Source organism: Ensifer sesbaniae (genome assembly GCF_013283665.1).
In the GTDB taxonomy this organism is placed as follows: Bacteria; Pseudomonadota; Alphaproteobacteria; order Rhizobiales; family Rhizobiaceae; genus Ensifer; species Ensifer sesbaniae.
The window spans coordinates 462,604-476,591 of sequence record NZ_JABEKU010000003.1; the positions used below are offsets into that span (position 1 = coordinate 462,604).

At 57.9% G+C, this 13,988-nt stretch carries 14 protein-coding genes; 4 read left to right on the forward strand and 10 right to left on the reverse strand.

Features of this window, described 5'->3' with window-relative positions; all coding sequences use genetic code 11:
* Position 1 precedes the first annotated feature (1 nt).
* On the reverse strand, positions 2-403 hold the full coding sequence (locus tag BHMPCIPO_RS30800) for a MobC family plasmid mobilization relaxosome protein (RefSeq protein WP_173520615.1): 402 nt from the start codon (positions 401-403) through the stop codon (positions 2-4).
* A gap of 644 nt (positions 404-1,047) precedes the next feature.
* Between BHMPCIPO_RS30800 and BHMPCIPO_RS30805 the strand changes: the two genes are divergently transcribed.
* The 4 genes from BHMPCIPO_RS30805 to BHMPCIPO_RS30820 all read left to right on the forward strand — a co-directional run bounded on the left by BHMPCIPO_RS30805 (position 1,048) and on the right by BHMPCIPO_RS30820 (position 3,268).
* Positions 1,048-1,761, forward strand: a complete 714-nt coding sequence (locus tag BHMPCIPO_RS30805) for a ParA family protein (RefSeq protein ID WP_246304746.1) — start codon at positions 1,048-1,050, stop codon at positions 1,759-1,761.
* On the forward strand, positions 1,754-2,161 hold the full coding sequence (locus BHMPCIPO_RS33280; RefSeq protein ID WP_246304748.1) for a hypothetical protein: 408 nt from the start codon (positions 1,754-1,756) through the stop codon (positions 2,159-2,161). The genes BHMPCIPO_RS30805 and BHMPCIPO_RS33280 overlap by 8 nt, the downstream gene beginning before the upstream one ends.
* A gap of 3 nt (positions 2,162-2,164) precedes the next feature.
* Positions 2,165-2,557: a hypothetical protein gene (locus BHMPCIPO_RS30815; RefSeq protein WP_173520617.1), complete on the forward strand. Its 393-nt coding sequence runs from the start codon at positions 2,165-2,167 to the stop codon at positions 2,555-2,557.
* A gap of 216 nt (positions 2,558-2,773) precedes the next feature.
* Complete coding sequence (locus BHMPCIPO_RS30820) at positions 2,774-3,268, forward strand: helix-turn-helix transcriptional regulator (RefSeq protein WP_173520618.1); 495 nt, start codon at positions 2,774-2,776, stop codon at positions 3,266-3,268.
* Positions 3,269-3,639: 371 nt separating this feature from the next.
* Here the strand turns inward: BHMPCIPO_RS30820 and BHMPCIPO_RS30825 are convergent, their stop codons facing one another.
* From BHMPCIPO_RS30825 to BHMPCIPO_RS30865, 9 genes are all read right to left on the reverse strand, one after another.
* Positions 3,640-5,058 carry a UvrD-helicase domain-containing protein gene (locus tag BHMPCIPO_RS30825; RefSeq protein WP_173520619.1) on the reverse strand — a complete coding sequence of 473 codons (1,419 nt, stop codon included), beginning with the start codon at positions 5,056-5,058 and terminating at the stop codon, positions 3,640-3,642.
* Positions 5,045-6,802 (reverse strand): ATP-dependent nuclease, encoded by a 1,758-nt coding sequence (locus tag BHMPCIPO_RS30830; protein ID WP_173520620.1) that lies wholly within the window; start codon positions 6,800-6,802, stop codon positions 5,045-5,047. The genes BHMPCIPO_RS30825 and BHMPCIPO_RS30830 overlap by 14 nt, the downstream gene beginning before the upstream one ends.
* 353 nt (positions 6,803-7,155) lie before the next feature.
* Positions 7,156-8,370: a plasmid replication protein RepC gene (gene repC, locus BHMPCIPO_RS30835; RefSeq protein WP_173520621.1), complete on the reverse strand. Its 1,215-nt coding sequence runs from the start codon at positions 8,368-8,370 to the stop codon at positions 7,156-7,158.
* A gap of 195 nt (positions 8,371-8,565) precedes the next feature.
* Positions 8,566-9,561, reverse strand: coding sequence for a plasmid partitioning protein RepB (repB, locus tag BHMPCIPO_RS30840; protein ID WP_173520622.1), 996 nt, complete (start codon positions 9,559-9,561; stop codon positions 8,566-8,568).
* Complete coding sequence (repA, locus tag BHMPCIPO_RS30845; RefSeq protein ID WP_173520623.1) at positions 9,558-10,775, reverse strand: plasmid partitioning protein RepA; 1,218 nt, start codon at positions 10,773-10,775, stop codon at positions 9,558-9,560. The genes repB and repA overlap by 4 nt, the downstream gene beginning before the upstream one ends.
* Before the next feature lie 249 nt (positions 10,776-11,024).
* Positions 11,025-11,909 (reverse strand): ArdC family protein, encoded by an 885-nt coding sequence (locus BHMPCIPO_RS30850; protein WP_173520624.1) that lies wholly within the window; start codon positions 11,907-11,909, stop codon positions 11,025-11,027.
* Positions 11,910-12,132: 223 nt separating this feature from the next.
* Positions 12,133-13,182 (reverse strand): Fic/DOC family protein, encoded by a 1,050-nt coding sequence (locus BHMPCIPO_RS30855; protein WP_173520625.1) that lies wholly within the window; start codon positions 13,180-13,182, stop codon positions 12,133-12,135.
* Positions 13,183-13,245: 63 nt separating this feature from the next.
* Positions 13,246-13,452 carry an antitoxin VbhA family protein gene (locus BHMPCIPO_RS30860; protein ID WP_173520626.1) on the reverse strand — a complete coding sequence of 69 codons (207 nt, stop codon included), beginning with the start codon at positions 13,450-13,452 and terminating at the stop codon, positions 13,246-13,248.
* Positions 13,453-13,571: 119 nt separating this feature from the next.
* Positions 13,572-13,907, reverse strand: coding sequence for a DUF736 family protein (locus tag BHMPCIPO_RS30865; RefSeq protein WP_095689859.1), 336 nt, complete (start codon positions 13,905-13,907; stop codon positions 13,572-13,574).
* Positions 13,908-13,988 lie beyond the last annotated feature (81 nt).

The following is a 13,988-nucleotide window of genomic DNA, read 5'->3' on the forward strand; positions in this document are numbered from 1 at the left end:
CCTATTTCTCCCCCCGGCGCTGATATCCGGCCCGTCGCGACAAAGAGCGAAGCTCGCTCATCACCGCCGCCTGAATGCGTTGCACGTTCTCAAGGTTGATGTTCAGCTCGCTTGGATGGACGCCCCGGTCACTGTTGAGCGCCCTTGCGACCTGGTTGAGGTTGATTCCGATCATCCGCATGTCTTCGAGCAGCGCCGCCATCACCAGGCGGTCATCCCCCGTCAAGATCGGCCGAACACCTGCGCCCTCCAAGAGCAAAGACCGGAAAAAGCTGGATACGGTCATCCTCGCTTCCTCGGCCGCCTTCTCAATCGCCGCGTGTTCGTCGCCCGTCACGCGAACATGCACAGTTCGATCTTTCTTCACTGGCTCCAAGGGAGCGTTGAATTTCCCGTCATCCATATGGCCGTTGGCCCCCTACTGGCGCTTGCGACAGTCGATCGAGGGCACGTCCCTCGATTGTGGAAAAAGGGCGTAGCACATTTTTCCGTATCCTGCCACCAACAGTATGAAAACATTCAACCCAACAACGCCGAGCCGCACTCGCTTCGCTCGTCCATTTGAATTCTCTGGGCCGGGACTTCGCCCGGCCCTCTAATCGTGGCAACGCTCACCAGGGTTCACCTCCAAATCCGCTTCTGAAGGCCCTTGTCTGCCCCCCGTACTCAGCCGCAAGGGACGCTCCGCTCTTCGCCCTTGCCGCTTGCGTGCGAGCGTCAGTATCGGCCCTTACGCGGCTCCGGGGTTCACTTATCCGACAGCGCTTTCAGGCGGCATCGCCGGGGCGACCGCATTGAGCATGTGAACATTCCACACGAGTTAGGCACACGATGTTTTCACACGAACATACCGAGACAGCATGGGGATAATTATTCACAAGATGTGTACTTGGTTTAATGGAAGAGATCGTCTACACCATATGGTAGCAGCATGACACATTATCGTGTGAGCAATTACTCACACCATGTGTACGTGCGGTTTGAAATTGCCGCGCGGACACCCAACCGCCGAGATACAGATCGGTCTGGCAAAAGGAGTTGTCACATATGTCACTATGCATCTCCGCCGTGAGCGGCAAAGGTGGAGCCGGAAAGACGACAGCGGCAATTCTAATCGCCGGGGAATATGCCCTTCAGGGAAAGCGCGTCCTTCTCATCGATGCCGACGGCCGCCAAAATCTGCAGGAATGGTGGAAGCGCAGCGAGGCGAAGGACAACGTACCCGAAAACATCGAGCTGGTCACGGCAGCACGCCAGACCGCCGTCCAACAACTCCTGGAGAACGACGCGAACAGGTTCGATGTCGTTTTGATGGATACACCCGGGCAGGACACGGTTCTAAGAGATACCATCATCGCCGCATCACACATCGTCCTGACGCCAATCCAACCTAACCAGGACGAGATCAAGGCGGCAGGACAGGCCGCGGCTGACACAGCCGATATCTCCGACAAAGTAGGACGACTGATCCCCCACGCCAATTTCGTCACGCGGATTACTTTGCCAGCCAGAGCGCTGGAAGCGTATCGGCTCATAAGACCGTTCGTCGAGAATCTCCGCCAAGGCGGCTACGACTCCCATCTGCTCGACACCGAACTTATGGAGCGCAATTGCTATCGTGAGATCCGCAATGGTTACGGCACTCTGCAGATGTTGGAACTCACCGATCCGGTGCGAAAAGCGAGAGCGGAAGTGATGAGCCTGGTTCAGAACATCGAAAGGCTTCTGTCAGGACAGAAAGAGGTAGCGGTCAATGGCTAAGGGTCTAACGACGGTTTCAGATTTTGCAGTCGCACCACGTCGCAGTCGTCCAGTGGACCCGGCTGCGAAACAGGACGACCCGTCCGCGGAGGGGCCGGCAGAGCAAGCAGCTGCACCTCTAAACGCAGAGGCGGATCAACCGTCGAACCGTTTGCTTGCGCCGACGGAAGAAGCCCGACGCGAGCGGTCAGTGAGCAAAGCCCTGCAGCGAGAAGATTCGAGAGTACGCTTGCGCGACCTGAAGAGGGCACGCGGTCGCGAATCCAAGCACTACGTCAACTGCCCGTTGGACTACGAAACGAAGAAACGGCTGGAGAAAGCCTCTTTCGAGAACGACGTGAAGATGACAGTTATCATGAAGGCGGCAATCGATCAGTACCTCAAAGATAACGGCTATTGATCAATGGCAGGCCGCGGCTTCCTGCTCGGCGTAGCTTTCGGCTGCGTCCTCGGCGTATACATCGCGCCTCATCTCGGCCACCCGCCGGCCGGGAGGGGAGACATTTCAGGAACCATTTTGCCTCAAGTGAATATTGCGCAGGCGGTACCCGAAAAGGGTATGTGGCCGACTAACGATCAAGCAAAGGCCCAGCTATTCGACTTATCCAAATGGGACCTTAAAAAGCATGGTATTGGTTCAAAGGTGAGCGTTAACCGCTGTATCCGGATTTCCCAGGGCGAGATGTCCTGCGAGCTGATGGCGCGGCTCACCTGGATCGAAGGTGAAACGCAAATTGAAGCGTTTTTTCAAGCGAAACCGGACGGTTGGAAGATGGTGGCTGCGAAGAATCGCTAATTGCTTTATTTCGATTTACGGACAATGTTAGTGGTCCGCATCGTGGGCATGACTTGAAGCATTTCGGTTCACTGCCTCTGGGAAAATCGTCGTTTAAAAATCCCCCAAAATAGGTAGGAAAAACCGCCGCGATTCAGAGGAGGGGGATGTGCCAAATTGCTGCAATTTGGTGCATAGTGGCCGCCGAGGGCGGCTTTCATAATAAAGGTAAGGATCGTGATTGATCTAAGCAGCTACAAAAGTGCACGGGGTTTAATTGAAACAAACGATCCGGAGCTGGAGAGGCCGGTCTACCGGAAGCCCGGCTTCGAAGGCATCCAAACAGCAAGAGAAATGGATGAACGGATCTCGAATTTTCTGAAGGACATTCGTGAAACCAAAAATCTCTCACGCGCGGAATTGGCTCATTTGCTCGGGCTTTCTGTGTCCGTTTATGGGCGGTACGAGCGCGCGGAGTCGCGCATGACCGTTCCTCGCCTGATTCATCTCTGCGAGCTGATGGGCTTCATGCCCATAGACATGATCTTTGAAGCTGCTCCGCACCTGTGGGGCAAAACGCCGGAAGAAGCCGAAGAACGTCGAACGCTAACGAGGCTGATTGAACAGCTGCCACCAGACACCACGCGTGATTTGATCCGGCTCCTGAAACGCATGACGCCCGGGGAACAAGCAACCGATGCTATTTCCGCCAGCAGGAGCGAAGGCAGCTAAAACACGTATCTGAATCGCAGAAAATGGCGCGATCGTTCGCGTCTCCGGGAATTCAGGTGTTCGTTGGTCTCCGCTGAAGGCGACGGCCGATTCGGAGCATACGAAGGACGACATTGCCGCCGCTAAACGGCCTCGCCCCTACCCTATCGATCTCTCTGAAGTAGCACACCAGGGCGGCTATCGCTCAATCAGGCGCTCGTTTCTAAGGGCTGATTGTTGTCCAATTCTGACTAAAGTTCAGTTGGGACAGCCACGCCCTCGGCCGGAATGTGCCAATTGCGGTCACTAGCTCGGCTCGAGTGAGTGACCGATTCGGGTCCGAATGCGGACTGGCTGCTTCTGGCGTGAGTCATCACGGCAAGTGGTCGCAATCACTTGGCTGAGAGATCGAGAGCGGCCGTTACAATGTCGATCCGGCGCGACGCTCGGGTCAAAGCGACATAAATATCTTCCTTCGTGGCGGGCTCCGTCAGGAAAACCACCGAATTTTCATACTCCAAGCCCTTCGCGAGGAGGGTGCTGGTGACGATCTTATAGCCATGGCGTCGGCCGGCATGGCGCCGGCGTTCCTGCACATGCCAGGCGCATTCCAGCAGCGACGGGCTTCCGGGCAGGCAGCGCAGCTGAAGGCTTTCACGGAGCGCAAAGATGAGTTCACCGCGGAACGTACGCCTCCCCTTCCGGAATTCGTCGAGCATCGCGATGACCGGCTCCAACTTGTCACTCGTCACGATCGCCAGGGCTGCGGCTTCGGCCGCCGTGAGGGGCTTGCGGATCTGCTTGCCGCCATGGATTTCACTTATCCGGCGTAGGAAAGGCGTCTGGTTCACCCCGACAATCGACCGTTGGAGCAGTCCCATCACGAACGTTAAGCGATCCATGCCGGCCGTTGCCTCAATCGTTGAGCAGGCTGTCTGCAAATCCTTGCATTCGATCGTCTCGACGTTTTGAGCATGGACCCGCTTCGCCAATGCCGCACGCACCCGTTCGCTGCTTTTCGAGCCGATAATGGCGAGCCGGTTGGCGTCTGACAGGCTACCGTGGCCACAGGCCTTTTTCTCCAAGGCCCGTAACCGCCCGGGTTCGTCCAGGTGGTGAACCTGGACACAGGCCGGCGCCTTGCGCAAGTCGATCGCCTTGCCTGCGAGCAGGTCGGCCCGCACGATGCGAAGCCATTCGGCAAGAGGATCATTCTTTTTGTTTTTCCAGCGCCAAGGCGTGCCCAGCTCGTCGAGTTCAGGAAAGGCCGGCAGTACGTCCTCCTGCCAGCGCACGGTTGCTTCGCCACCAAAATCGAAGATGCTCTGCAGCGGATCTCCGAAAATGAGGGTCGGGACAAGTCTGGATAACAGCACCACGACCGCGTGCTGGTCAGCGCTACAGTCCTGGTATTCATCCACGAGAACGAGGCCGTAAGATGCCTGGATCACCCGGTCGATCGAGCGCCCGTCGAGCAGCTTCCGCGTGGACGCGTAGACCGTCGACCACTGATGCCCCCGCGGCGTTACCAGTCGTGGGAAACCCGACGTGACCGGATAGGCGGCCGCGTATCTCAAGGACCAGGCGGCAATTGTTTCGAGCTGGTAGCGATCGGACCTCACGCCCTTTTCCCGGAGGCGCTTTCGGAGCGCGTCGACGCCGGCGAGGGTATGGGTGAGCAGCAGACAGCGGCACGATGTTTCCGCCACGATGTCGGCGATGGTTTCCGTCTTGCCGTAGCCAGCCGGTGCCACCACCGAGCCGTTGGCTTTCTCCTGCAGGGCCGTCCGGATCCGGTCAGGAATGGCCATCGATCCAGCCCCGAAGAGCGCTCACCATTTCCTGCAGTCCCTTGTGCGCGTCCTTAAGATGCGGGCCGAGGATCTTTTGCGCTATATGCTCCGCCTTCGCGATGTCCTTATACCAAGCTCCATGCAGGTCCTCGCTGTCCTTTTTCTTCTTCCCCTTTGCCCTAGCTGCCAAGGCGTCGAGAACGGTCGCGTCGCTCAGGCGGGCTCTGACCTGATCGATGGAAGTGAAGCGATCATCCGCTTGCCGGGGCTTGTTGGCCGCGTCGAGAATAGCTGTCGGTTCGAGGAAGGTGAGGGTGTAATCGAAGAGCATCTCGACGGCTGCCAGGGGCAGCTGGTGAAACAGGACATCTTCCGTTGAGCAACCCTTATCCCAACGAAACACGGTGACACCGGCCTTTTCCAACTTGCCAAGAATCTCGGTGTCCGCAGGATCCTGATCGGAATCCAACAGCAAGCCCACCTGGTAGCCCAGGCCGCAGAACTGTCCCGCCAGCGCCGGGGCATTGTCGACCCCGCCCCCGTCAGCCAGCGCGATGCCCTTGAGAGCCAGGTTGTCGAGATGCTGGGCGACCCAATAATCATCCAGTCCCTTCAAGAGGCCGACTTCGGTCTTTCCCTCACATATCAGCACTGTGGGAGCCAGATATGCTTCAGGCATCGAACGAGGGGGCGCCTGGGGATCCCGCTTGCTATATTTCTTGTCGGCAGGCCGAACCGTCACCTTACCGTCCTCGGCGCGGCGGACGACATGCAGATCGTGAACACTCAGCTCGCGGATAACAATGGGCGAATGCGAAGTGATGAACACCTGAGGACTTACGCGGTCCTTCGACTTCAGGTGCTTGAGCAGGCGAACGATCCGGTGAGGCTCGAGCCCGTGCTCGACTTCGTCGATGATAGTCAGGCATAAGGACGCCTTGGAGTAATCCTGCAGGGCCGCGACGAGTAGCCTTGACGACCCCATGCCCAACGCACGAAGGGGAACTTCCCCATCGTGAATGGCGACGCTTCCGTTTGTGATAGCGAGGTTTTGGACGTCCAGACCGGCAGCGATCGTACCCGGCAGTGCGAGGCCCACCTTCTTGGCAGCCAGCTTGACGCTCTCGAGGCTGCTTTTGAAGAGCGCCGCCGCCTCGGTCTTGAAATGATTGCGGGCAAGTCGGCCGGCACGGGCGAGAATGTCCTGGGTGGCCGCGGCTCCTTCGCTCATGCGGGCAAGTGTGGAATTCCGCCCCCAGCTCAGATGCCGGTCCGCATAGACACCCAAGCGAGCCGGGGCAACGCTTGCTCTGTGCGCATAAGTCAGCGAGCGCTCCTTCATGTCGCCCGCAGCAACACGCTCATTCCAAAGCGTCCACGTTCCCTCGAGGCCCTCATCAATGCTGAGCATGATTGATAAGGCATGTTGGCCCTTCTCGGGTAAAGGGGGTTCGTCGATGACCTTTCCATCGTCAGAGATGCCCCTCAGATACGGAGCATACATCGCATCCGAAATGAATTCGTCCGGCAGGTCAGTTAAAGTCACAATGATTTTGGTGGCTTTATTGAACTCGCCTCCAAAGAAATCAAGATCGTCGAAGCTCAAGGTGTGGCGCGGTGAAAGCGCCAGTTCGACGGCATCCAAAATGGTAGTCTTACAGGAATCTCCCGGACCGATCAGACAATTTACCCCGGCTGCAGGTGCCCACCATAGTTGCTTTATCCCTCGGAAATTCTCAATTTCTACGTAGCCGACGCGCATATATTTTGCCCCCTCTTCTAGGTTAAGTTGAGGCTATAGCGACGTCAAACCGAAATGCCGCAAGAGTTTAGATGCTCCTCCTCTGTCCAGCTGGCTATTCCCGATGGCAGTGCTGGGGATGATCTAAGGATAGATCGGGAACTCGCCATTTCCGACCCAAAGTCCGAACGTTAATCGTGGTCGAGCTTGGATCCGCTGTCTCGTGCACAGATGCCGTCACGCCGTAACCAGTACGATATCCGCTCTTGGGGGGGGGCCGGGACGACCGCTATGACCGACAGGGGGGCCGAATGCTGCCTCCCACCGTCATTTCGCCCTCTACCGGAACCGACCCCAAATAGCCCTCTCGCCACTCATGAGGCCCTTCGCGCCTGATTAGAGCATGTGCGCATTAACGCCATCAACATCGGCCCGAGCGAAAACTCGCCGCGCTCCGCCTTTCGCGTCAGATCACGCAGGTACCCGCCGGCCGAGTTGATATGCCCTGCCCTCTCCAGAATGCACGCCATCACGGCCGCGGCGTTCTCCGCTCCCAGGGCTTCGCAAGCTTCCTGATAGGCGCTGGGACTGACGCCGAGCATTGACCGCACGACGATAGCCGCCGACATCAGATCACGCCAGCTTTCGATCGTACCGTTCGGCCCGTAGTCGCGGATCTCCGGGCAAGCCTGCAGCACCATACCCAAAGGAAACGCCTTTATCGGCTCCCGCATCGGCCGGATGTCAGGGCTCTGCTTCGCCCCCTGCTCTTTTCGAGAGCAAGGTTCAAGTTCATGGATGGATTCGGTATTTGAATTCTGTATGTGGCGTTCGTTTTGGACAGCATTGCTGTCCGTATTTTCGGAATTTTCCTGAATTTCCAGTCGATTGATGATCTCGTCCCGCAGCATTTGCATTTCGTCGAGGATTGGCTCTATATCCGCGACCGTCGGCGTGCGCGGGATGCGGCCGGTCAGCTCGAGGAACATAGCCTCGATGCGTCCCCAATCGCCGGCGGCCCCCTCCTCGATCGCAGCGGTAAGCAGTTTGCGAACATCGCGCCGGCAGATCGATAAGGCCTCTTTCGCTGCGCGAAAACGCCTACGCTCGGCGGCGAGCTTTTGGGCAGCATGCGCAAGCTCCTCGGCGCGAGCAAGCAACGGCGCCAGGCTGAAGCCAAAAGCCTCCTCGATCGCACCTGAGTTATCCTTTCGCGCGTAGCGCTTGCCATTAGCGCTGTCTTTCCGCTGGATCAGGCCTGCCTCGACGAGCGCCACGAGATGTCGCCGCAACGTCGTGCCCGCAATACCGTGGGCGCGAACCGACAACTGTTCGTTTGATGGAAACACGACAAGGCCGCGTTCTTCGGAAAGCTCACTCTCCGGATAGAACGTCAGCAACGCGTCCAAAACGGCAAGCGCTCGGTCCTGAATCCCCAGAACCGCCCTCGCCTCACAGGCGTCACGGAACACTTTCCATTTGTCGACGGTCTTGCCGGGTTTGATCTCGGCCGTCCGCATCTGCCCTCTGACATGGGCGAGCGAAATCGACCGCCGCCCAAAGGGCGTCGTCACATTTCCAACCTGCATTTCCTTCACCTTTCAGAAGGCAAAAGAAATCCGCTCACCAAAACGGCGCCTAAGACTCTTGACGGGGATTCGAGGAAATGCGATTCTCAGATTGCTTAGATATGAGAGAGGCTTCCACGACGGCAACGTTTGGGGGCCTTTTTCTTTTGCGGTTCTACGTCTCCTATTAGCTCCGATTGTCAGCTGACAATTCTATTAATCGGCTGATTTTCCGTCCTTTTCCTGCTCAAACATCGCAACGAACTCATGCATGTGCGAGGATAGGAATTCTGCGAATTCTGCCGATGTAACAGTGATCTTTGAACCGCGGGCGCTGTGTTCGATTGATGCGAGCGGTAAGCCTTTTTTGGTTCGCACCGCTTCAATGTCCTTTGATTTTTTCTCGGCTACCGTCATCGCCTTCCATAGACGATCAAACCGCTTGTTGGTCTCGGTCGCCAGAAAATCGGCTGCCTGCAGTTCCTTCTCGACCCTTTTGGCGGCTGCGCTGCTGTCCTTCAGCCTTTCCGCGAACGCCAGCCAGCGCGGCCGCCCGACCTTCGGGGCTGGGCCTATCGCCAGGATGATTTCGGATGGGACGTTTTCGGCGACTTGCAACAACCGGGAGATCTCCGGCTTGTCTACGGACAATGCCCTGGCAATCGTATCGCGATCGAACCCATGTTCTTCCAAACGTCGGGCAAAGAGCGCCCGCTCAATGAAACTGAGGTCGATACGGGGGCCGTTCTCCTGGCCCTGTGCGAGGATGACCTGCTCATCAGTCAAATTCCGAACAACTGCCTTGACGGACCGGCCGAGGTCGTTTGCTGCACGCAAACGCCTGTGACCGTAAGCCGCCTGATAGTGGCTCGGCTTGGACGGGTGAGGCCTCACAAGGATAGGCACCTGTTGACCGCTGTCTGCGATCGATGTCTTCAAGTCGTCGAACTGCGGATCGGCTTCGAGCGGTATGCGATCCCGAATGAATGAGACCTCTATGAGAGCGGGATCAAGTTCAATGACCTTGTCGCCGGCGGCAATTGCTTCCCGCAAATCCTTGGCCGCCGCCGCCTCCTCATTCAGCCGGCCCAGCGACAGATTCATAGCGCGGACAGCGCCGGCTGGCTTATGTGCCACCGGCGCTTGCGGAGTTTCCGCCTTTGTGTGCTCGGCCGAGCTCACCATGCTCTTGAGGATGTCTCTGCCTTTCATGCCCTACCCCATGAAGCTCGAATAAGGGCCTCCACTTCGGAGTTCACGCTGTCCATCGCTTCAACAGCCCTGTCGTAGGTCTGTCGATGCATCGTTTCCCGGCCCGCCTCGTAAATCGTCTGCTTGGAAAGGCCAGCGTCGGAGACCGCGGTCGACTTGACCATCATCGAAGTCAGAACGCGTTCGCCGAAAAGGCTTCTGAGGAACGCAACGATTTGGGCCTGAGGCCCATCATTGGGTTCGTACCTGGTCACCAAGTATCGCATCCAATCGTAGTCGAGATCGCCTCCAGCCTCTTTGACTACGCCGAGCAGATCGGAGGTCATAGACAGGAACTGGTTCATCGATGCGACATCGAGCATTTGCGGATGAACGGTGATCAGCACCGAAGTAGCCGCGCAAAGGGCCGATAGCGTCAAGAAGCCGAGAGTAGGCGGACAGTCGATAACTACGACATCATACCGATCCTGCAGGTCCATGAGCGCGTTGCCGACACGCATGAAGAACATGTCCGTATCAGCAGAGTCTCGCGATGCGAGTGCTCGCGGCGTGTCGTGCTCAAATTCGTGAAGTTCCAGGTTTCCCGGAATGAGATCCAACCCGGCGAAATAGGTTTGCCGGACCACCTCTCCTACCGGACGCCGTTCGGTGTCATATCGGATGGCGCCATAGAGCGTCTCGTTATCGTGCACATCGAACTCAGGCTGAAAGCCGAGCATGGCTGACATGGAGGCTTGGGGGTCGAGATCGACCGCCAAGACACGATAACCACGCAAGGCGAGGTATTGAGCTAGATGGGTGGCTGTCGTTGTTTTGCCCGAACCACCCTTGAAGTTTGTCACCGCGACCACCTGAACGTGGTCACCTTCGCGGCGGCCGGGCAAATACGACGGTTTCGTTCGTCCGAGGAACTGCCGGATTGTGTTCACTTCCTCCAGGGAGAATGTCCTTCGGCCTGCCGCAGTCTTTTCGGATGTTACGGCCTCTTCTTGCGAGGCGATGTGACGGACGTAACTGTCAGTGACACCGAGGAGCTTTGCAGTCTCCGTACTGCTGAAACGCCGCAATGTTTTCTTCGCGTTTGGCGAAAAGAGCTTCTCGAATAAAATCTGCAACTGGCCACTTAGGGAGGCCGAGTCGTGCGCTATGGTTTCGTCGATTGAAGCACGGGAGCGCTTCTGTCGGTTTTCAACAATCGCAGCTTTTGTCGCCATTCACGCAATTTCCGGTAATTCATTGAAATTCCCGCAAATGATCTTGAAACGCGCGTTCGCGTCAAGGAGTTTTTGGTTAACTGAAATTAACGGTTGTGGCAAATCCGAATAAGTTAGTGATCTCCGCTACTTAGAAAAATTGTCAGCTGACAATTGGGGGTAAGTTGTTCGGCATCCCCACTACTCGAAATTCGATTCTTCGAGAGAATCGGTTGTAACTGCTCCGACTCACTAACATGAGCAAGGCCGCTAAGCGGCCCCGCTCTGCTCCGGAGATTGGAGGCCGTGCAGATAGTCGGCTGCCGTCTGAGCCTTGGCAGCCGCCGTGATAATCGCCCGCTTGTCTGACTTCAACGCCTTGAGCCAACTTTCAAGGTACGTTGCGGTATTGCCGCGGGGATCGTGCGCGACACCGAGATCAGCGCAAAGGAAGCTGCTCGAGAGCTCTGAGACCAATTCGTCCATGGCGTAGCTTGCGCTGCCGAAGCGGCCACTCAGATCACGATTGAGACGATGTTTTGCCCCGACCCAATGGGACATTTCGTGCAGTAGAGTGGAGTACAGATGAACTTCGTCTACAAACCGAACCCTATCGGGCATGAGGATGTCGTCAGGACCAGGACGATAGCAAGCTGTCGTTCCGCCGTAGGTGACAACCGCTCCAGTGTTGCGCACGAAGGTCTCGACGGTTTCCAGATGCGGAATTGACGTGGTCGGCAGCTCCTCGGGCGGGCGATAGAACTGCGGCGGAAGGTTCTCGATCTGCTCGACGTTGAAGACCGTGTAGCCCTTGAGATATGGGATGGCGCGATCGTCATCGTCTTCGCGCTCCTTAGGGGTGAAGGTGCCGTATTTGACGACAAGGGCACCTTTTTCGCCCTTTCGGACCTGGCCGCCGAGATCCTGACTTTGGCGATAGGTCATCCAGGTGTTCTCCTCGTAGCCGGCGAGCTCGCTTGCAAGCCACAGCATCAGGACATTGATCCCGCGATAGGCTTCGCCGGTGGCGCGGCGGGGAACGAGGGAGCCGCGGCTGTTTCCGCGCCAGGGCCGGATCCACGGCTTGGTACCGGCTTCAAGCTGCTCGATGATGGCGTCCGTGATGCGCTGGTAGGTGTCCTTGATGTTCTGCATTGCCGTCTCCTTTCGTTGGTTGACGGCAAAAAATCCAAGATAGCCGAAACGAGCCCATGCACCCGTAGGGCCGCAACGGAGTGGAGGACCGCGCCAAGCGGTTGCATGGGGGAGGGGCTATCGTAGCTTGTCCGTCAATCATCCGACGGAAGGAGAGGGCGCTGAACATTGACGCCTGCTCATCATGGCCGGCGTGGTGCAGCTTTAATGGCGGGTGGGTTCCTTACCGCCCATGATCGTTGTCATCGCGCTCACGGCTTCGCTGTGCCGCCATTTGCGCCTCGATCGACTTCAGCTCCGGGTTTTGGTCCTGCTGTGGCTGCCCGGCCGGCGTTGGTTGCGATTGCGGCTCCCGGGCCGGCTGCTCTCGTCCCAGGCGGGAAAAGTCCGATCGGGCGGTAAAGGTGATTTCCTCGTCCGCCGGCAATCTCTCCGGCAAGTCGGCGCGATCGGCGACGGCAATTCCCTGATCGGTCACGAGGCTGGTAAGGCGGTCGTCGACTCCGAGAACCGTGCCAGTGATTTCCTCGCCGGCCCGGGCGGTGCGAACGTTGTGCTGTAAGGGCTCCTCGCCGCAGTCTTTCAAATCCGCGAATGCCGCTCGGATCGCCTCACGGCGGTTAGGATCCATAGCGTCCTGCACCACGTGCTTCATGGCATGGCTCGAAGGGTCGTTCGTAGTCTCGATAGACGCCTCGATCATGCGCGGCTTGCTGATCACGGAAAAGTCGATCTCGTGTCCGTAGCGACGACCTAGTTCGGAAATGAAAGCCTCTTGGGCGCGGCCGTTGCCCTCACGAAACGGATGCACATAATTCAGTTCGGCAAGAACCTGGCCGGCACGTTCGGCAAATTGCTCTGGCGTGGCATTGCGAAGGGCCTGCGGATCTCGGATCGGCTTGAGCGCCTCGTCCAAGCCCATTTCTATCCGCGACCCGGGCAGGAAGGGCGAGCCGCCCTTAGAGAGGCCGCCGATCGGCTCCACCCGCTGGCCGTCGACAATCGGACTTTCGTTGCGCGTATGACCGGCCCACTCATAGACGTCCTGAAAAATGTACCCGTGAATCGCCTTCAAATGTGCCCTGTCGAAATTACCGCTCGGTCCACGCCCCTCGGCTATCTCGATCTGTCGGATGTGGGTCAGCGCGTATTCGGCCGGTCGAAGTTCGGAGTGTGTCGTCAGGCTCAGTTTGTTGCGCAAGACGCCCGTGCGATCTGGATCGTCGGGAACGTCGGGGTAGGTGTAAGCGCCCTTTGGCTGCTCGTTTGGCATCGATTCCTCATGAAAAAAGCCGCCCGGGAATACAGGCGGCTTGTTCAAATCACTGATCGAAGATCAGGCGCGCTTAAGGCGCGCCAGCATCTCTTCGCGAAACTCTTCCGTGGTGATGTCGCCGGCGACATAGCGGGCGTTTGCCGCCTCGAGCACCGGATCGTGAACATAGCCCTGCCGGATGTTCGCAGCGCGAGCCTGCTCGGCGGCCTTACGCCGCTTCTCGACAGCTTCCGGCGATCGGTCCGGTCGGCGGGAATGAACGTTCATTGGCAAATCTCCAGTTACCGGGCAACCTAGCAGGAAAAATGCTGGAAATCCAGCATTTTGCCGGGTTTTCCGGCCTTTTCGGGGATGCGCCCGACTGGTTGCCGGGCGCTGTGGGCCGATCAATCGCGGGGTTCCCACTCGATGATCGCCTGCAGAGAAGCGTCGTCCTGGCCGGGGAACCGGCCGAGATTGGCGTTGTAGCGGAGCTTGCGGATCGAAAGAGTGTAGTAGGGCTTGCCCTCCTGGTTATCTTTCTTCCAGATGCCGCCGACCTCGATGTCATGGCCGCGCGGAGATTTGGCGTAAACGCGGTGCGTCGGGGCCTTATCGTTGTCCGAGTCAAACGGCACAACCTTGATGTCCATGTCCCGGTCGATGGTGGAGATGAGGCCGGTGCCCTTTGCGGTGTCGAGGTTGTCGCGGTCGAACTGGATGTAGTTGGTGATGTTGTTCATGTCTTTCACTCCTCTTTGGTGGTTGCGATGATCGTTCAAACGGCACGGCGGTGAGCGATGGGCACCGTAGGCCGGAGCGGG